12 protein-coding genes and 1 pseudogene are annotated in these 19218 nt (G+C 72.6%); all 13 read left to right on the top strand.

Annotated features, from left to right (window positions below; genetic code table 11):
• Positions 1-163 precede the first annotated feature (163 nt).
• Positions 164-1669: pseudogene (locus tag HS99_RS16010) on the top strand (putative bifunctional diguanylate cyclase/phosphodiesterase); the annotation flags it as partial.
• Between the two features lie 409 nt (positions 1670-2078).
• Positions 2079-2375, top strand: coding sequence for an Asp-tRNA(Asn)/Glu-tRNA(Gln) amidotransferase subunit GatC (gene gatC, locus HS99_RS16015; RefSeq protein ID WP_030057414.1), 297 nt, complete (start codon positions 2079-2081; stop codon positions 2373-2375).
• A gap of 5 nt (positions 2376-2380) precedes the next feature.
• The gene (gatA, locus tag HS99_RS16020; RefSeq protein WP_030286981.1) at positions 2381-3874 is read left to right on the top strand and encodes an Asp-tRNA(Asn)/Glu-tRNA(Gln) amidotransferase subunit GatA; all 1494 of its coding nucleotides are present in this window, start codon (positions 2381-2383) and stop codon (positions 3872-3874) included.
• Complete coding sequence (locus tag HS99_RS16025) at positions 3871-4131, top strand: hypothetical protein (protein WP_078656666.1); 261 nt, start codon at positions 3871-3873, stop codon at positions 4129-4131. Before gatA ends, HS99_RS16025 begins: the two co-directional genes overlap by 4 nt.
• 86 nt (positions 4132-4217) lie before the next feature.
• Entirely contained in the window at positions 4218-5729 is a 1512-nt protein-coding gene (gatB, locus tag HS99_RS16030; RefSeq protein ID WP_030286977.1) for an Asp-tRNA(Asn)/Glu-tRNA(Gln) amidotransferase subunit GatB, read from the top strand.
• 289 nt (positions 5730-6018) lie between these two features.
• Complete coding sequence (locus HS99_RS44930) at positions 6019-6177, top strand: hypothetical protein (protein ID WP_157846589.1); 159 nt, start codon at positions 6019-6021, stop codon at positions 6175-6177.
• 134 nt (positions 6178-6311) lie between these two features.
• Positions 6312-9359 (top strand): helix-turn-helix transcriptional regulator, encoded by a 3048-nt coding sequence (locus HS99_RS16035; RefSeq protein ID WP_223885968.1) that lies wholly within the window; start codon positions 6312-6314, stop codon positions 9357-9359.
• A 477-nt stretch (positions 9360-9836) separates the two neighbouring features.
• Positions 9837-12773, top strand: a complete 2937-nt coding sequence (locus HS99_RS16040; RefSeq protein ID WP_030553720.1) for a putative bifunctional diguanylate cyclase/phosphodiesterase — start codon at positions 9837-9839, stop codon at positions 12771-12773.
• A gap of 329 nt (positions 12774-13102) precedes the next feature.
• Entirely contained in the window at positions 13103-14956 is a 1854-nt protein-coding gene (locus HS99_RS16045; protein WP_030286971.1) for an acetolactate synthase large subunit, read from the top strand.
• Between the two features lie 34 nt (positions 14957-14990).
• On the top strand, positions 14991-15515 hold the full coding sequence (gene ilvN / locus HS99_RS16050; protein ID WP_030286969.1) for an acetolactate synthase small subunit: 525 nt from the start codon (positions 14991-14993) through the stop codon (positions 15513-15515).
• A gap of 71 nt (positions 15516-15586) precedes the next feature.
• Complete coding sequence (gene ilvC / locus HS99_RS16055; protein WP_030286967.1) at positions 15587-16585, top strand: ketol-acid reductoisomerase; 999 nt, start codon at positions 15587-15589, stop codon at positions 16583-16585.
• 242 nt (positions 16586-16827) lie between these two features.
• Complete coding sequence (gene serA / locus HS99_RS16060; protein WP_030286965.1) at positions 16828-18408, top strand: phosphoglycerate dehydrogenase; 1581 nt, start codon at positions 16828-16830, stop codon at positions 18406-18408.
• 288 nt (positions 18409-18696) lie between these two features.
• Positions 18697-18858 (top strand): hypothetical protein, encoded by a 162-nt coding sequence (locus tag HS99_RS44935; RefSeq protein WP_167344945.1) that lies wholly within the window; start codon positions 18697-18699, stop codon positions 18856-18858.
• Positions 18859-19218: the final 360 nt, after the last annotated feature.

Below are 19218 nucleotides of genomic sequence, written 5' to 3' on the forward strand. Positions count from 1 at the left end.
TGCTCCTCGGGGTCGCTCCATGCCCGGCAGCTGTCGGTACCAGCGCGGTGCCTCACCGTAAGGCGGCCTGACGGGGCGGGCCCGACGGAGGACAGGGCTTATGGATCGTACGACCGGCGGCGCGCCCACACGCCCGCCGCAGGGGGTGGCAGGTGCGGTCCTGCTGCTCGGCGTGCTGCTGGCCGGAGCTGCGCCGCTCATCCCGCTGGCCGTCCTGGTCTACCGGTACGAACCCGAACTGCTGCCGCTGTTCGCGGTGCCGCTGGCCGTCCTGGTGGCGGCCTGGCGGATCGCCCGGGACCGCGCCCGCGACCAGCTGACCGACCCGCTGACGGACCTGCCCAACCGTCAGGCCTTACTCCTGGCCGCCCAGGAGGCGATAGTCGAGCGCGAGGAGGGCTACAGCGTAGGTCTCATCCTGCTCGACCTCGATCGATTCCGATCACTCAATGACACACTTGGACATACGGCAGGTGACCGGCTGCTGGTTCACATCGCCCGCCGACTCCATCGGGCGCTGCGCTCCGGCGGCCCGGCCGGCAGCGAAACCCGGGAGTCCATCGACGACGTCTTCGCCGGCCTGCCCCGGCACTACCGTCGCGGCCGCCCGATGGTGGCCCGGATGGGCGGCGACGAGTTCGCCGTCCTGATGCCCGGCATCAACTGCCCCGACAGCCTGGAACGAGTGGCCAAGGCGCTGATCGCCGAGCTCGCCGCACCGATCCGGCTGGACGGCCTGCTGCTGGTGCTGGAGGCCAGCGCCGGCGTCTGCGTCTACCCGCAGGGCGCCCAGGACGCCGAGTCACTGCTGCGCCGCGCCGACGTGGCGATGGGCCACGCCCAGCGCGAGTGCAGCGGGGTGGCCCAGTACGACGAGACCCAGGACGCCGACACCCCCTACCGGATCGGCCTGCTCGGGGACCTGCGCCGGGCCCTGGAGACCGGCGAGGTGCAGCTGCACTACCAGCCGAAGGTGGCCTTCGACGGCCGGGTGGTCGGCCTGGAGGCCCTGCTGCGCTGGGAGCGGCCCGGGCAGGGGAAGGTCTCGCCGGACGAGTTCGTCGGGCTCGCCGAGTCCAGCGGGCTGATGCCCCGGCTCACCGACTACGTGCTGGAGGCGGCGGTGGGCCAGCTGGCCTACTGGCGCGACCAGGGCCTCCAGGTGCAGGTCGCGGTCAACGTCTCCCCGCGCGACGTGCTGAACCCCGGCTTCGCCCAGCGCGTCGCCGGGCACCTGGTCCGCCACCAGGTGCCGGCCCACGCGCTCCAGCTGGAGATCACCGAGCGGCTGCTGCTGGACGACTCCCGGCGCGCCGCCGACACCCTGGCCGAGCTGCGCGGCTACGGCGTCGGGATGTCCCTGGACGACTTCGGCACCGGCCACTCCTCGCTGGTGCGGCTGCGCAGCCTGCCGGTCGGCGAGCTGAAGATCGACCGCTCCTTCGTCTCCCGGATGGTCGCCGACGACCACGACGCGGCGGTGGTCCGCTGCTCGGTGGAGCTGGCACACTCGCTCGGCCTGACCGTGGTCGCCGAGGGCGTCGAGGACGACGAGACCTGGGAGCGGCTGCACTGCATGGGCGTGGACGCCGTCCAGGGCTGGCTGGTGTCGGCCGCGCTGCCCGCCGAACAGGCCACCGCCTGGCTGCGGGTGCACCGCACCGCGGGCGCCCCGACCGTGGAGCGGCTCGCCGTGCCGCCGCAGCTCCCGTCGATCATCAAGCCGGTCGGCCCGCCCTCCGCGATCAAGCCGGCGGTCCAGCCCGCCGCGCGGCCCCCGGTGCTGCCGCCGACCCTCCCACCGGTGCTGCCGCCGGCCGTCCAGGCCGTGCAGCGCAGCCAGGCGCTCCCGGCCGCGCAGCTGGGCATCACGGCGCCCGGCACCCAGGGTTGGGCCCGTACCAGGCCCCAGTGACGCGGCTGCGCGGTTACTCGTTGGCCGGTGGCCGGGCCGGGCCCCATAGGATGGGGTCCAAAGACCACGAGGACGGAGCGCCGAACCCGGCTGCTCCTGCCCGGGCCCGGTACCGCCGAAGGCGTCGCCGGGTCTCACCAGAACTCACCCTGAGGATCGCTGCATGCCTGGCATCACGCGCGAGGAGGTCGCCCACCTCGCCCGGCTGTCGCGTCTTGAGCTGAAGCCCGAAGAGCTGGACCACTTCGCCGAGCAGCTCGACGTGATCATCGGCGCGGTCGCCCGCGTTTCCGAGGTCGCCGGACAGGACGTACCGCCGACCTCCCACCCGCTGCCGCTGACCAACGTCATGCGCGCGGACGAGGTGCGGCCGTCGCTCACCCCGGAGCAGGCGCTGTCCGGCGCCCCCGCCGCCGAGGAGCAGCGTTTCCGTGTGCCGCAGATCCTCGGGGAGGACTGACCGAGATGACCGAGCTGATCCGCTTCACCGCTGCTGAGACCGCCGGCGCCATCGCCAAGGGCGAGGTGTCCGCCGTCGAGGTCGCCCAGGCGCACCTGGACCGCATCGAGGCCGTCGACAAGAAGGTCAACGCCTTCCTGCACGTCGACACCGAGGGCGCGCTGGCCGCCGCCCGGGCCGTCGACGAGAAGCGCGCCAAGGGCGAGGAGCTGGGCCCGCTGGCCGGCGTCCCGCTCGCGCTCAAGGACGTCTTCACCACCAAGGGCATCCCGACCACCTGCGGGTCGAAGATGCTGGAGGGCTGGATCCCGCCCTACGACGCCACCCTGACCACCCGTCTCAAGGACGCCGGTGTGGTCATCCTCGGCAAGACCAACATGGACGAGTTCGCGATGGGCTCCTCCACCGAGAACTCCGCCTACGGCCCGACCGGCAACCCGTGGGACCTCACCCGCATCCCCGGCGGCTCCGGCGGCGGTTCGGCCGCCGCGCTGGCCGCCTTCGAGGCCCCCCTGGCGATCGGCACCGACACCGGCGGCTCGATCCGCCAGCCCGGCGCCGTCACCGGCACCGTCGGCGTCAAGCCGACCTACGGCTCGGTGTCCCGCTACGGCCTGGTCGCCTTCTCCAGCAGCCTGGACCAGGGCGGCCCGTGCGCCCGCACGGTGCTGGACGCGGCGCTGCTGCACGAGGCCATCGCCGGGCACGACCCGCTGGACTCCACCTCGATCGACGCGCCCGTCCCGGCCGTGGTCGAGGCGGCGAAGATGCGCGACGTCCGCGGCATGCGGATCGGCGTCGTCAAGGAGTTCGCCGGCGAGGGCTACCAGACCGGCGTGATGCAGCGCTTCGACGAGTCGGTGGAACTGCTGCGCGAGCTGGGCGCCGAGGTCGTCGAGGTGTCCTGCCCGTCCTTCACCCTGGCGCTGCCGGCGTACTACCTGATCGCCCCGTCGGAGTGCTCCTCCAACCTGGCCCGCTTCGACGCCATGCGGTACGGCCTGCGGGTCGGCGACGACGGCTCGCGCTCGGCCGAGGAGGTCACCGCGCTGACCCGCGAGGCCGGCTTCGGCGACGAGGTCAAGCGCCGCATCATCCTGGGCACCTACGCCCTCTCCTCGGGCTACTACGACGCCTACTACGGCTCGGCCCAGAAGGTGCGCACGCTGATCTCGCGCGACTTCGACTCCGCCTTCGCCGGCGTGGACGTCCTGGTCTCGCCGACCACGCCGACCACCGCCTTCCCGATCGGCGAGCGCGCCGACGACCCGATGGCGATGTACCTGGCCGACCTGTGCACGATTCCGTCGAACCTGGCGGGCAACGCGGCCATGTCGCTGCCGGTCGGCCTGGCTCCGGAGGACAATCTCCCGGTCGGCCTGCAGATCATCGCTCCCGCGATGGCGGACGACCGCCTGTACCGAGTGGGCGGCGCCGTCGAGGCCGCACTCAACGACAAGTGGGGGCACACCCTGCTGGAGGAGGTACCGGCACTGTGAGCAAGATCGAGAAGGCCAAGGCCCAGTCCGCTTCGCTCAAGGGCTTCAAGCACAGCAAGCCCGGTCTCTGGCTGTCCATCGGCACCAGCGCCTTCGGCGCGATCTCCATCGTCAAGGACGCCCGCAAGGCCCGCGAGGAGAACGACACCCTCAAGCTGGTCAACGCCCTGGTCGGCGCCGCCGCGCTGATCACCGGCACCGCCCTGCTGGTGCGGGAGCTCCGTCAGCTGGGCTCCGACGACGTGCTGCTGGGCTGAGCCGAGCCGAGTGCCCCGGCCCGGCCCCGCGCCACGCGGCGGCCGGGCCCGTACCTCCCGAGTCTTCAGAATTGAGAAGGGACGCTGTGAGCGTCATGAACCTGGTCTCCTACGAGGACGCTCTCGCGTCGTACGACCCGGTGATGGGCCTTGAGGTCCACGTCGAGCTCGGTACCAAGACCAAGATGTTCTGCGGTTGCTCGACCGAGCTGGGCGCCGAGCCGAACAGCCAGACCTGCCCGACCTGCCTGGGCCTGCCGGGCTCGCTGCCGGTGGTCAACGCGGTGGGCGTGGAGTCGGCGGTCAAGATCGGCCTGGCGCTGAACTGCGAGATCGCCGAGTGGTGCCGGTTCGCGCGGAAGAACTACTTCTACCCGGACATGCCCAAGAACTTCCAGACCTCGCAGTACGACGAGCCGATCGCCTTCAACGGCTACCTCGACGTGCAGCTGGAGGACGGCTCGACCTTCCGCGTGGAGATCGAGCGCGCCCACATGGAGGAGGACACCGGCAAGTCCAGCCACGTCGGCGGCGCCACCGGCCGCATCCACGGGGCCACCCACTCGCTGCTCGACTACAACCGGGCCGGCATCCCGCTGATCGAGATCGTCACCAAGCCGATCGTCGGCGCGGGCGAGCGCGCCCCCGAGGTCGCCAAGGCGTACGTCGCCGAGCTGCGCGAGCTGATCAAGTCCCTGGGCGTCTCCGAGGCCCGGATGGACAAGGGCCAGATGCGCTGCGACGTCAACCTGTCGCTGCGCCCGCACGGCACCGAGACCTTCGGCACCCGTTCCGAGACCAAGAACGTCAACTCGCTGCGCAGCGTGGAGCGGGCCGCCCGGTTCGAGATCCAGCGCCACGCCACCGTGCTGACCGACGGCGGCACCATCGTCCAGGAGACCCGCCACTTCCACGAGGACGACGGCACCACCACCTCGGGCCGGATCAAGGACAACGCCGAGGACTACCGCTACTTCCCGGAGCCGGACCTGGTGCCGGTGGCCCCCTCCCGCGAGTGGGTCGAGGAGCTGCGCGCCGCGCTGCCGGAGCTGCCGCGGGTGCGTCGCGCCCGGCTGCAGGCCGAGTGGGGCCTGTCCGACAAGGACATGCAGTCCGTGCTCAACGCCGGTGCGGTCGAGCCGATCCAGGAGACCATCGCGGCCGGCGCCCCGGCCGACCAGGCCCGCAAGTGGTGGATGGGCGAGCTGGCCCGCCGCGCCAACGAGACCGGCACCGAGCTGGCCGAGCAGCCGATCACCCCGGCGCAGGTCGCCCGGGTCACCGCGCTGGTCGCCGAGGGCAAGCTGAACGACAAGCTGGCCCGTCAGGTCATCGAGGCCGTGCTGGCCGGCGAGGGCGAGCCGGACGAGGTCGTCGAGAAGCGCGGCCTGGCCGTGGTCTCGGACGACTCCGCCCTGGGTGCGGCCGTCGACCAGGCCATCGCCGAGAACGAGGCCGTCGCCGCCAAGATCCGCGACGGCAAGGTCGCGGCCGTGGGCGCGCTGGTCGGTGCGGTCATGAAGGCCACCCGCGGCCAGGCGGACGCGGCGCGCGTCAAGGATCTGATCCTGGAGCGGCTCGGCGCGGAAGGACAGTAGGCACGCTCTGGAGAAGCCGGGCGTCTCCGCCTGAGTCATCCATGGTCGCCTGAGCCGTTGAGGCCACCTTCCTAAGGCGTCTAAGGCGTCTAAGGCCCTCTAAGTAAGGCCTAAGGCCCTGTCTCACCTATGTATCTAGGTGAGACAGGGCCTTAAGCCTTTTTCGGCGCCCCATCTAAGGCATCCGGCCTTCGGAAGATGGGGCACGCTCCCGATGTGGCACCCCCCACTGGGGGAGGAAGCTCTTACTCGTCAGGGAAACGAAGGTGAAACCCGAAGGGGAACCGAAGTGATCGAGTACCAGCTCATCCAGCAGCAGGCCCACGAGCTCGAACTCCGTGCCGAGCACGAGCGTCTGGTCCGCGAGGCCAGGCGGACCGGCCGCCTCCGCCGCCGTCCGGTGGCCGCCCGCTTCCAGCGGCGCCCCGTGCGTCAGCCGGAGTGCTGACGGTGCGGCACCATGGCGGTGCCGGAGGAGTTCTGGAGGGGGAGGCGCCACGGGAGAGCGCCTCCCCCTCCGGGCGTTCGCCGGGCGAGATAACCCCTCTCACCGGCGGCTCCGGCTATGGCATGCTCGCCTCCATGCAGCAGATATCGGTCAGTCCCGTCTTCGTCGGCCGCGGCAGCGAGATCACCGAACTGACCGACGCGCTGCGCCGCGCGGGCACCGGCAGCCCGCAGGCCGTGCTGATCGGCGGCGAGGCCGGCATCGGCAAGACCCGGCTGCTGGAGGAGTTCCTGCAGCGGGCCTGCGACGGGGGAGCGGTCACCACGCTCGGCAGCTGTCTGGAGGTCGGCGCCGAGGGCCTGCCGTACGCGCCGCTGGCCACCGCGCTGCGCCGGCTGCACCGCTCGCTGGGCGCCGAGTTCGAGGCCGCGGCCGCCGGCAGCGAGGGCCACCTGGCCCGGCTGCTCTCCGAGTTCGGCGAGGCGGACGGCGAACCCAACGACGAGTACGGCCGGGCCCGGCTGTTCGAGCACACCGCGAGGCTGTTCGAACGGTTCGGCGCGGAACGTACCCTCGTGCTCGCCGTCGAGGACCTGCACTGGTCCGACCGCTCCACCCGGGAACTGCTCGCCTTCCTGGTGCGCACCCTGCACCGCTCGCGGGTGTTGCTGGTCGCCACCTACCGCACCGACGACCTGCACCGCCGCCACCCGCTGCGCCCCTTCCTCGCCGAGCTCGAACGGCTGCGCACCGTCCAGCGGCTGGAGCTGGCGCGGTTCGGCCGCCGCGAGGTCGCGGCCCAGCTGGCCGGCATCCTCGGCACCGGCGCCCCCGACCACCAGCTGGTGGACCGCATCCTCCGCCGCTCGGAGGGCAACCCGTTCTTCGTCGAGGAACTGGCCACCGCCTTCGAGGACGGCTGCGGCGCCGGGCTGACCGACTCGCTGCGGGACATCCTGCTGGTCCGGGTCGAGGGGCTGGACGAGGAGGCCCAGCGGGTGGTGCGGATCGCCGCCGAGGGCGGCTCGCACGTCGAACACGCCCTGCTGGCCGCCGTCCTGGACGACGACGAGGAGGCGCTGATCGAGGCGCTGCGGGCGGCCGTCGGCGCCAACATCCTGCGCCCGGACAGCGAGGGCGAGGGCTACCGCTTCCGGCACGCGCTGGTCCGGGAGGCGGTCTCGGACGACCTGCTGCCCGGCGAACGGCACCGGATCAACCGCAAGTTCGCGCTCGCCGTGGAGGCCCAGCCGCAGCTCGTCCCCTGCGACGCGCTGCCCGCCCGGCTGGCCAACTACTGGTACCACGCGCACGATCCGGCGCGCGCCCTGCCGACGGCCCTGGACGCCGCCCGCGCGGCCCGGCGCCGCAACGCCTTCGCCGAGCAACTCGGCATGCTGGAACGCGCCCTGGAGCTGTGGGACCAGGTCTCCGAGGAGGTGCTGACGCACACCCTGCGCCCGTACGACTGGGCCGAGACCTACCCGCCCGGCTCCTGCGACCACAGCCCGGCCGACGCCGACTGCGACCGGATCCAGCTGGTCGACGTGCTGGCTGAGGCGGTGGTCGCGGCCAGGCGCTGCGGCGACCGCGAGCGCGGCCTGAGCCTGGCCAAGCGCGGTCTCCGGCTCGTCGACGAGGCGGAGCACCCGGTGCGCTCGGCGTGGTTCCGGATCAACCGGGCCCGGATGCTGGGCAATCTGCGCCGCTCGGGGGACGACGAGGAGATCGCCCGCGCGTACCGGCTGGTGGACGGCCTGCCGCCGTCCGCCGTGCAGGCCGAGGTGTTCGCCCTGGCGGCCGGGGTGGCCGTGGTCAGATCGCCCCGCCTCGAACACCTGGAACTGGCCCAGCGGGCGATCCGGATCGCCGAACAGGTCGGCGCTCACTCGGTCGAGGTGCACGCCCGGATGACCCTCGGCAGCCTGCGCTACGACCTCCTGGGCGACGCCGAGGGCGGACTGGCCGAGCTGACCGCGGCGGTCGAGCGGGCCCGGCAGCTGGGCGTGCCGGACCTCCTGCTGCGCGGCATCAACAACCTGGCCAGCATGCAGCGCGGACTGGGCCGGGCCGAGGAGGCCGTGCGGCTGGCCCGGGAGGGCCTGGAGTACGCGGACGGCAACGGGCTGCAGCGCAACATCGGCAACATCCTGACCGGCAACCTGGTCGAGGCGCTGGCCGACCTCGGGCAGGTCCGGGAGGCCCAGGAACTGCTCGCCGCCAGCGAGCTGGTCGGCCTGCCCGGCTCCCACGCCGAGTTCCTGGACCGGATGGGCGGCGACCTCGCCGTCCTGCGGGGGGACTTCGCCACCGCGGCGACCCTGCTGGCGCAGGCCCGGGCGGCGAACCGGGTCGGCCAGGCGCAGCACAGCGTGCCGATCAGCCGGCTGGCCGTGCGGCTCGCCGCGTACGGCGGGCGGCCGCTGGAGGCCCGGGCCGAACTGCTCGCCGCGCTCGCCGAGGAGGGGCGGCTCGGCTACGAGGCCGACGTCTACCCGCTGCTGGTGGAGGCCGCCGGGGTGGAGGCGGACAGCCTGGGCCTGCCGGAGGCCGAGGCGGGCCGGGCCGAGGTGCTGGCCGCGATCGCCGCGGCGGGCGCCGACCTGCGACCCCAGTCGCCGCTGCACCACGGCTGGGCCCGGCTGCTGGAGGCCGAACTGGCCCGCGCCAGGGCCGCGGACACGCCGGAGCAGTGGGCGCGGGCGGTCACCGAACTGCGGCCGACCGGCCTGCCGTACCCGCTGGCCCTCGCGCTGCTGCGGGCCGCCGAGGCGGAGGTCCGGGCCGGTCGGCGGGAGTCCGCGGCCGAACTGCTGCGGGAGGCGGCCGAACTGGCGGCCGCGCGGGGCGATCGGCCGCTCGGGGCGCAGATCGCCGCCCTGGCCGAGCGGGCCGGACTCACCCTGACCCCGGCCGCGCGACCGGCCGCCGCGGCCGCCCCGGTACAGGCCGTCGGCGACTCCTTCGGGCTCACCCCCCGTGAGCGGGACGTGCTCCGGTTGCTCGCGCGGGGGTGGACCAACCGGCAGATCGCCGAGGAGCTGTACATCTCTCCGAAGACCGCGAGCGTGCACGTGTCCAACATCCTCGGCAAGCTCGAGGTCGGCGGCCGGGGCGAGGCGGCCGCGCTGGCCCACCGGTTGCGGCTGTTCCCCGACGACCTGGCCCCCGCGGGCCGGTGAATCCGCAGGCCGCCGACCGTACCCGTACGGTCGGCGGCCAGGGCGGCCGCGAGGGGCGAGCGCCGTTGCGTGCTCCCGTGCGCGCCGCGTGAGCCCCTGCCCGCGCGCCGCCGCCAACCGGGCCGATTGGTCGGAATCGAGTGCAGTTCCCCGCTCTGTCGCCATTACTCTAAGTTGAGTGTGCGTGTCATTGAGTGACGGAATTGGTGTAGGGTCCCGATCGGGAGCATCGGTGCGGTGCGGCGACCGGAAGGCCGCCCGCCCCCTGGGCCGCCGTCCTGACGGGGCGCCAGGCCACTGCGTACGGCCGAGAGGCGCGCGGCCGGTGGCCCGTGGCCGGGGCGCCAGGCCCCGGGCCGGAGGGGGAGAGGCCGAGTGAGCTCCACCGATACGGTGCTGCCCGGGCCCGGACGACCGGGCGCACCGCCCACCGACACGTCCGCCGCCGAGCCGCCGGCACCCGCCGGGCGCGGCCCGCTGCGTCGGCTCCGGGAGAGCCGCGCGCTGCCCGGCCTCGCCCTCGGCGGGCTCTGCGCGGCCTACGCGCTGGGCGCCGCCACCGGCTGGGGATCGCACCAACTGGCCATCTTCATGGGTGATTTCGGGCTGGCCGCGGCCGCCCTCGCGGCCGCGCTGTCCTGCCTGGTGTACGGCTGCACGGTCGGCGGCCACGCCCGCCCGGCCTGGCTACTGTTCGGCCTCTCCTCGTTCGTGGTCTCCCTCGGCAACGGCACCTGGGGCTGGTACGAACTGATCGTGCGCACCCAGCCGCCGCGGGACTCGCTCGCCGACTGCGCCTTCCTGCTGTTCGCCCCGCTCGCCATCACCGGTGTCCTGGTGCTCGCCCAGCACCCCCGCTCGGCGGCCGGCTGGCTGTGCCTGCTGCTCGACGGCTGGCTGATCGCCGGCTCGCTGTTCACCCTCAGCTGGAGCCTGGCGCTCGGCCGGATCGCGGCCGGCGAGGGCTGCTCCCCGCTGCGGCTGGCCCTCAACCTCGCCTACCCGGTGCTGGACATCCTGCTGGTCAGCCTGGTGGTGGGGCTGCGCTTCAGCGGCCGGGACGGCAACCGGGCGGCGGTGCACACCGCGATGCTCGCGCTCGCCGTCACGGTGATCTGCGACGCCCTGTTCACCTCCCCGCAGCTGCACAGCAGCTACCACTCCGGCGACCTGCTGGACGCGGGCTGGTTCACCGGCAGTCTGCTGCTCGCCTGGGCGCCGTGGTCCCAGCGCTGGCGTCGCCCGCTGCGCGAGCACCCCTCGGCCGGCGGGCTGCCGCGCCGCCGGGTGGCCACCACCTTCAGCGCGCTCACCCCGTACGCGGCCGCCGCGGTCTGCACCGCCGGAATCCTCTACAACGCCCTCGGCGGGCGCCAGTTGGACCGCGTGGTGGCCGCGGCTGCATGCACCGTCGGGCTGGCGCTGATCCTCAGGCAAGGCGTCATGCTGCTCGACAATCTCTCACTGGCCCAGGAACTCGCCCACAAGGAGGCGCACTTCCGCTCCCTGGTGCAGGGCTCCAGTGACGTCATCATGATCGCCGGGGCCAACGGCGTGCTCTCGTACGTCTCCCCGGCGGCGCTCGGCGTCTACGGGCGGGACCCGGAGGAACTGGTCGGTGGCAACCTGCTGGACCTGGTCCACCCCGAGGACGTCGGCCGGGTGCTCTCCGAGGTCCGCCGCTACCTGGCGCGGGTCAGGCTGGCCGCCCACCGCACCCCGGGCACCGTGGAGGCCTCGGCCCGGGTGGAGTGCCGGATCAGCTCCGGCATCGGCGAGTGGCTGCACGTCGAGTCGACGGTCAGCCGGCACCGCGACGGCCTGCTGCTCAACAGCCGGGACGTCACCGAACGGGTCATGCTCCAGGCCCAGTTGCAGCACAACGCCTTCCACGACCCGCTCACCGACCTGCCCAACCGCGCGCTGTTCGCCCAGCGGCTGCGCGCCGCCCTCGGCACCCGCGGCCAGCAGGGCGGGACGGGCGCCGGCATCGCCGTGCTCTTCCTCGACCTGGACGGCTTCAAGGCGGTCAACGACACCGCCGGCCACCAGGTCGGCGACGAACTGCTGGTGCAGGCCGCCCGCCGGCTGCAGGGCGCCGTCCGCTGCGGAGACACCGTCGCCCGGTTCGGCGGCGACGAGTTCGCCGCGCTGGTCTGCGGCCCGCTCGGCAGGCTGCAGGTCCAGGAGCTGGCCGAGCGGCTGCGGATCGCGCTCTCCGAGCCGTACTGGATCGGCGGCGTCGAACTCGGCGTCGCCGCCAGCATCGGCATCGCCTTCGGCACCCCCGAACGCGGCCCGGCCGCCGACCCGAGAGCCGCCGCCGACGAGCTGATGCGCAACGCCGACCTCGCGATGTACCGGGCCAAGTCCGAGGGCAAGGGCCGGGTGGTGCTCTACGCCCCCGCGATGCGGGCCGACCTGGAGCGCCGCACCGAGCTGGAGGAACGGCTGCGGGTGGCCGTCCGGGAGGGCGGCTTCACCCTGCTCCACCAGCCCGTGGTGGACCTCGGGAGCGGCGCGGTGACCGGCATCGAGGCCCAGGCCCGCTGGCGCTCGGCGGGCGGCCTGCTGCTCACCCCGGCCGAGTTCCTGCGCTCCGCCGAACACGGCGACGCGGCGACCCGGTTCTCCCGCTGGCTGGTGCAGGAGGCGGTCACGGCCGCCGCCGACCGGCGCGCGCAGTCCGGCCGGGCCCGCGGCGGCGTGCCGGTGCCCGTCCCGGTGGCCGTCCGGCTCTCCGCCGAGCGGCTCTGCTCACCCGGCCTGTACGAGACGGTGGCCGCGGCGCTGCGCGACACCGGGCTGCCGGCCGGCGACCTGGTGATCGAGGTGGCCCGGACGGGTCCGGACCAGCTCGCCGACGAGCTCGGCCGTCGGCTGACCGCGCTGCGCGGACTCGGCGTCTCCACCTGGCTGGCCGGATACGGCGCCGGCAGCGGCTCCCTGGGGGCGCTCGCGCGGCTGCCGCTGGACGGGCTCAAGCTGGACCGCACGCTGGTCCAGGGTCTCGGCGAGTCCGCGCTCAGCCACACCCTGGCCGGGCACGCCCTGCGACTCGGCCGGGACCTCGGGATGGCCACCGCCGCCGAGGGGGTGGACCTCCCGCGGCAGGTCGCCGCGCTGCAGGAGCTGGGCTGCCGGCTGGCCCAGGGCTCGGCCTTCGCGCCGCCGCTGGACGAGACCCGGCTGCGCCGGGCGCTGGCCCGCCGCGGCTACCCGCTGCCCAAGCCGCTCGGCTCGCTGTCCGCCCGCCGCGCCCAGCTGGCCGCAGACCCCCGTACGAGTGGCCGTGCGGACCCCGCGGGAGGGCGTGTCGTACATCACCGCGGGGCCTCCGACCTGCCCGAACGCCCGGCCGCCGCCGGTCCGGCAGCCGGTCCGCATGGCGAGACGGTCATCCCACCTGCTTGACACGCCACCCCGGACGGGAGGAAGGTCGTTGCCATGCGCACCCGAATTCTCGTACTTGGCGGGCGCGTCGGCTGAGTGGGCTCGCACGCCCCGCTCGTGACAGACCGACGCGCCACCCCTCGCATGCCCTTGGGCACGAGGGGTTTTTTGTTGCACTGACGCTGTTCCCACCGCAAGACCCCTGGCCCCGACCGCCCCGGAGGGTCCGACTCGTCGGATCGAGCGGGACGATTGAGGCAGAGCCGGCGATCGGCCCGGCCCGGGACCCCACCCTCGCACCACCGGGGCCCGCAGCACCGGACCGGCAAAACCCGAGAAGAGACAGGCAGATGACCGAGCACGCCGCATCCCCCCGCCGCGGGGACAACCCGGCCGCCCACGCTCCCGCTCCCCAGCACGTCGCCGAGACCATGACCGGAGCCCAGTCGCTCATCCGCTCGCTCGAAGCCGTGGGCGCGGACACCGTCTTCGGCATCCCGGGCGGGGCCATCCTTCCCGCGTACGACCCGCTGATGGACTCGGTCAAGGTGCGCCACATCCTGGTCCGCCACGAGCAGGGCGCCGGCCACGCCGCCACCGGCTACGCCCAGGCCACCGGCAAGGTCGGGGTCTGCATGGCCACCTCCGGCCCCGGCGCGACCAACCTGGTCACCCCGATCGCCGACGCCTACATGGACTCCGTGCCGGTGGTCGCGATCACCGGCCAGGTCTCCTCCAAGGCGATCGGCACCGACGCCTTCCAGGAGGCGGACATCTGCGGCATCACGATGCCGATCACCAAGCACAACTACCTGGTGACCGACCCGGCCGAGATCCCCCGGGTGATCGCCGAGGCCTTCCACATCGCCGCCACCGGCCGACCCGGCCCGGTCCTGGTCGACATCGCCAAGGACGCGCTGCAGGCCACCACCACCTTCCGGTGGCCGGTCGAGACCGCGCTGCCGGGCTACCGGCCGGTCACCAAGCCGCACGCCAAGCAGATCCGCGAGGCCGCGAAGATGCTGGTCAGCAGCAAGCGCCCGGTCCTCTACGTCGGCGGCGGCGTGATCAAGGCCCAGGCCACCGCCGAGCTGCGGATCCTCGCCGAGCTGACCGGCGCCCCGGTCGTCACCACCCTGATGGCGCTCGGCGCCTTCCCGGACAGCCACCCGCAGCACCTGGGCATGCCCGGCATGCACGGCTCCGTCCCGGCCGTCACCGCGCTGCAGAAGTCGGACCTGCTGTTCACCCTCGGCGCCCGCTTCGACGACCGGGTCACCGGCAAGCTGGACGGCTTCGCCCCGTACGCCAAGATCGTGCACGCCGACATCGACCCGGCCGAGATCGGCAAGAACCGCCCGGCGGACGTCCCGATCGTCGGCGACGCCCGCGAGGTGCTGGCCGACCTGATCGTCGCCGTCCAGGCCGAGTTCGACGCCGGACACAAGGGCGACTACGCGGAATGGTGGGAGAAGCTCGACGAGTGGAAGCGGACCTACCCGCTGGGCTTCGAGCCGGCCCCGAACGGCCAGCTCTCCCCGCAGCAGGTCATCGAGCGGATCGGCCGGCTGGTCGGGCCGGACGCGATCTACGCTGCCGGCGTCGGCCAGCACCAGATGTGGAGCTCGCAGTACATCCGCTTCGAGAAGCCCGGCACCTGGCTCAACTCCGGTGGCGCCGGCACCATGGGCTACGCCGTCCCGGCGGCGATGGGCGCCAAGGCGGGCCGCCCGGAGGCGGCGGTCTGGGCCATCGACGGCGACGGCTGCTTCCAGATGACCAACCAGGAGCTGGTCACCTGCGCCCTGAACGACATCCCGATCAAGGTCGCGGTCATCAACAACGGGTCGCTGGGCATGGTCCGGCAGTGGCAGACGCTCTTCTACAACCAGCGCTACTCCAACACCGTGCTGCACTCCGGCCCCGGCCACGACGGCATCGAGCCGCCGGCCCAGGGCACCCGCATCCCCGACTTCGTCCTGCTGTCCGAGGCGATGGGCTGCGTCGGCCTGCGCTGTGAGCGCCCCGAGGACCTGGACGCGGTCATCAAGCAGGCGATGGAGATCAACGACCGCCCGGTGGTCATCGACTTCATCGTCCACCAGGACGCGATGGTGTGGCCGATGGTCGCGGCCGGCACCAGCAACGACGAGATCCAGTTCGCCAAGGGCGTCCGCCCCGACTTCGGCGACGATCTCGACTGACGGCCCTGCCAACCCAGAACGACTGAGGAACCACATGTCCAAGCACACCCTCTCCGTCCTGGTCGAGAACAAGCCCGGCGTGCTCGCCCGCATCGCCGCGCTGTTCTCCCGTCGGGGCTTCAACATCGACTCCCTCGCCGTCGGCCCGACCGAGCACCCGGACGTGTCCCGGATGACGATCGTGGTCAACGTCGAGGACCTCCCGCTGGAACAGGTCACCAAGCAGCTCAACAAGCTCGTGAACGTGATAAAGATCGTCGAACTCGACCAGTCCGCTGCGATCCAGCGGGAACTGGTCCTGGTGAAGGTCCGCGCCGACAACGAGACCCGGTCGCAGATCGTCGAGATCGTCCAGCTGTTCCGTGCCAAGACCGTCGACGTGTCACCCGAAGCGGTGACCATCGAGGCCACCGGAAGTTCGGACAAGCTGGAGGCCATGCTCCGGATGCTGGAGCCGTACGGCATCAAGGAGTTGGTCCAGTCCGGCCTGGTCGCCATCGGCCGCGGCGCGCGTTCCATCACGGACCGCTCGCTGCGCGCCCTCGACCGCAGCGCCTGACTTCGCCGTAGCAAAGACCCAACCCGCCGGGGGCGACCCCCGGCACCCATCACGCAAGGAGATGTGCCCCCGTGGCCGAGCTGTTCTACGAAGACGACGCCGACCTGTCCATCATCCAGGGCCGCAAGGTCGCGGTCATCGGCTACGGCAGCCAGGGCCACGCCCACGCGCTGTCCCTGCGCGACTCCGGCGCCGACGTCCGGGTCGGCCTGAAGCCGGAGTCCAAGTCCCGTGCCAAGGCCGAGGAGGCCGGACTGCGCGTGGTCACCCCGGCCGAGGCCGCGGCCGAGGCCGACGTCATCATGATCCTGGTGCCGGACCCGATCCAGGCCGATGTCTACGAGGCCGACATCGCCCCGCACCTGAAGGCCGGCGACGCCCTGTTCTTCGGCCACGGCCTGAACATCCGCTACGGCTTCATCAAGCCCCCGGCGGACGTCGACGTCTGCATGGTCGCCCCGAAGGGCCCGGGCCACCTGGTCCGCCGCCAGTACGAGGAGGGCCGCGGCGTCCCGGCGATCGTCGCGGTCGAGCAGAACGCCTCGGGCAAGGCCTTCGAGCTGGCCCTGTCGTACGCCAAGGGCCTGGGCGCCACCAAGGCCGGCGTCATCAAGACCACCTTCACCGAGGAGACCGAGACCGACCTGTTCGGCGAGCAGGCCGTCCTCTGCGGTGGCACCGCCGCCCTGGTGAAGGCCGGTTTCGAGACCCTGGTCGAGGCCGGCTACCAGCCGGAGATCGCCTACTTCGAGTGCCTGCACGAGCTGAAGCTGATCGTCGACCTGATGTACGAGGGCGGCCTGGAGAAGATGCGCTGGTCGGTCTCCGAGACCGCCGAGTGGGGCGACTACGTCACCGGCCCGCGCATCATCACCGACGCCACCAAGGCCGAGATGAAGAAGGTCCTCGCCGAGATCCAGGACGGCACCTTCGCCAAGACCTGGATCGCCGAGTACAAGGCCGGCCTGCCCAAGTACAACGAGTACAAGAAGGCCGACGAGGACCACCTGCTGGAGACCACCGGCAAGAAGCTGCGCTCGCTGATGAGCTGGGTCAACGAGAAGGCCTGAGCCTTCCCGCCCCGGAATTCCGCAATTCCCTTGTACAAGTAGGCTGCTCCCGTCCGGGTGATTTCGCCGGACGGGAGCAGCCCCGTACCCTGCCCGCCGATACACTCCCGAGTGCGCGTCAGGCCCACAGCGTCGTGCGTCTACCTACGCGGCCATGCCACCTTCCCCCGCCCGTCACGCCACCTACGTGCCCGGGGGAACCGGACAGTTAAGGACCCACTGTCGTGAGCGCTGCCACAACTGTGAAAACTGGCGTAGTACTGATCGCCGAAGAGCTTTCGCCCGCCACCGTCGACGCCCTCGGCCCCGACTTCGAGATCCGCCACTGCAACGGCGCCGACCGCACCGAGCTGCTCACCGCGATCGCCGACGTCGACGCGATCCTGATCCGCTCCGCCACCAAGGTCGACGCCGAGGCGCTGGCCGCCGCCCGCAAGCTCAAGGTGGTCGCCCGGGCCGGCGTCGGCCTGGACAACGTGGACGTCGCCGCCGCCACCAAGGCCGGCGTCATGGTCGTCAACGCGCCGACCTCCAACATCGTCACCGCCGCCGAACTCGCCTGCGGCCTGCTGATCTCCGTCGCCCGCAACATCGCCCCGGCCAACGCGGCGCTCAAGCAGGGCGAGTGGAAGCGCAACAAGTACACCGGCGTCGAGCTGAGCGAGAAGACCCTCGGCGTGGTCGGCCTCGGCCGGATCGGCGTCCTGGTCGCCCAGCGGATGTCCGCGTTCGGGATGAAGATCGTCGCGTACGACCCCTACATCCAGGCCGCCCGCGCCGCGCAGATGGGCGTCAAGCTGGTCTCGCTGGAGGAGCTGCTGGAGGTCTCGGACTTCATCACCGTCCACCTCCCCAAGACCCCCGAGACGATCGGCCTGATCGGCGAGGAGGCGCTGCACAAGGTCAAGCCGAGCGTGCGCATCGTCAACGCCGCCCGCGGCGGCATCGTGGACGAGGAGGCGCTCGCCGCCGCCCTGCGCGAGGGCCGGGTGGCCGGCGCGGGCCTGGACGTGTACGCCAAGGAGCCGTGCACCGACTCCCCGCTGTTCGCCTTCGACAACGTGGTCGCCACCCCGCACCTGGGCGCCTCCACCGACGAGGCGCAGGAGAAGGCCGGCATCGCGGTCGCCAGGTCGGTGCGCCTGGCGCTGGCCGGCGAGCTGGTGCCGGACGCCGTGAACGTCCAGGGCGGCGTGATCGCCGAGGACGTGCGCCCGGGCCTGCCGCTGGCCGAGAAGCTCGGCCGGATCTTCACCGCGCTGGCCGGCGAGGTGGCCGTCCGCCTGGACGTCGAGGTCCGCGGCGAGATCACCCAGCACGACGTGAAGGTGCTCGAACTGTCCGCGCTGAAGGGCGTTTTCGAGGACGTGGTGGCCGAGACGGTGTCCTACGTCAACGCCCCGCTGTTCGCCCAGGAGCGCGGCGTCGAGGTCCGCCTGACCACCTCCAGCGAGAGCCCCGAGCACCGCAACGTGATCACCGTGCGCGGCACGCTGGCGAACGGCGAGGAGATCGCCATTTCCGGCACGCTGGCCGGCCCGAAGCAGACCCAGAAGATCGTCGGCGTGGACACCTTCGATGTCGACGTGGCGCTCACCGACCACATGGCCTTCTTCAAGTACGAGGACCGCCCCGGCGTGGTCGGCGTGCTCGGCCGCCACCTCGGCGACGCGGGCATCAACATCGCGGGCATGCAGGTCGCCCGGGACGGCGGCAGCGCGCTGGCCTCCATCACGGTGGACAGCGAGATCCCGCAGGACGTGCTGACGGTGATCGCCGCCGAGATCGGCGCCCGCTTCGCGCGCTCGGTCGACCTGGGCTGAGTCCCGCGCGCCCCACAGGGTCCGGACCGCCGTGGGAACGGTGGTCCGGACCCTGCTGCGTTCCCCCGGGTGGCACCCGTCTCAGATACTAGGAAATCCAAGTATTCGTGCAGACACGGCCGGAGCGGGGTCGTACCGTGGAAGGGCCATACGGTGTGCCGCCCCTGTAGCCAGGGCATGCGGCCCGTCTGTGCGTGCGCCCCAACGGGCAGGCGATCCCTGCCCCGCGCGTACCCATCTCCCCTCATCGCGCTGCTGTCGCGCAGCGCCGCTTCCAAGGAGCCCGGTATGCCCACCACCGCCGACCGCCACGCCACCCCCGCCCCCGCCGCCACCCCCGTCCGCGCCCCGCGCCGCCGCCGGGCCGCCGAGCGGAACCCCTTCGCCGCCGCCGCGCTGCAGCGTTCGCTGGACCGCCGGGACAACGGCGGCGCCACCGGCCACCACTGAGCGCGGCCACGGCCGCGGCCGAGTGGTGCCGCCGGGTGGCGTTCATCGGGCAACTGGGCCGATCGGGTTGGCGCCGAGTCACCCCGTAGAGTGCAACTGAGGCCCGACCGAGGGAAGTTGCTCGCCCAGGGTGGCGCGATCATCCTAATTTGGGGCCCCCGGAAGGGTGATCGACGTCCGTGTGGGCGGGCGCCAGCGACCTCCTCGGTGTGCGGATCATTCCCCCCTGCCGGGGGAGAGGGTCCCTCGTGCGCCTGCCACCCGTCCGCCGACCGCTCGCCCGGATCGGCCTCACCCTGACGCTGCTGGCCGGGGGTGCGGCGCTCGCCGCCACCCCGGCCGCGGAGATCGGAAGAGCAC

This window comes from Kitasatospora aureofaciens (assembly GCF_001188955.3).
GTDB lineage: Bacteria > Actinomycetota > Actinomycetes > Streptomycetales > Streptomycetaceae > Kitasatospora > Kitasatospora aureofaciens.

Excerpts from the sequence above, each read along its gene's own strand:
- gatC (WP_030057414.1), top strand. The coding sequence starts at position 2,079 with ATGCCTGGCATCACGCGCGAGGAGGTCGCCCACCTCGCCCGGCTGTCG.
- gatA (WP_030286981.1), top strand. The coding sequence starts at position 2,381 with ATGACCGAGCTGATCCGCTTCACCGCTGCTGAGACCGCCGGCGCCATC.
- HS99_RS16035 (WP_223885968.1), top strand. The coding sequence starts at position 6,312 with ATGCAGCAGATATCGGTCAGTCCCGTCTTCGTCGGCCGCGGCAGCGAG.
- HS99_RS16045 (WP_030286971.1), top strand. The coding sequence starts at position 13,103 with ATGACCGAGCACGCCGCATCCCCCCGCCGCGGGGACAACCCGGCCGCC.
- ilvN (WP_030286969.1), top strand. The coding sequence starts at position 14,991 with ATGTCCAAGCACACCCTCTCCGTCCTGGTCGAGAACAAGCCCGGCGTG.
- HS99_RS44935 (WP_167344945.1), top strand. The coding sequence starts at position 18,697 with ATGCCCACCACCGCCGACCGCCACGCCACCCCCGCCCCCGCCGCCACC.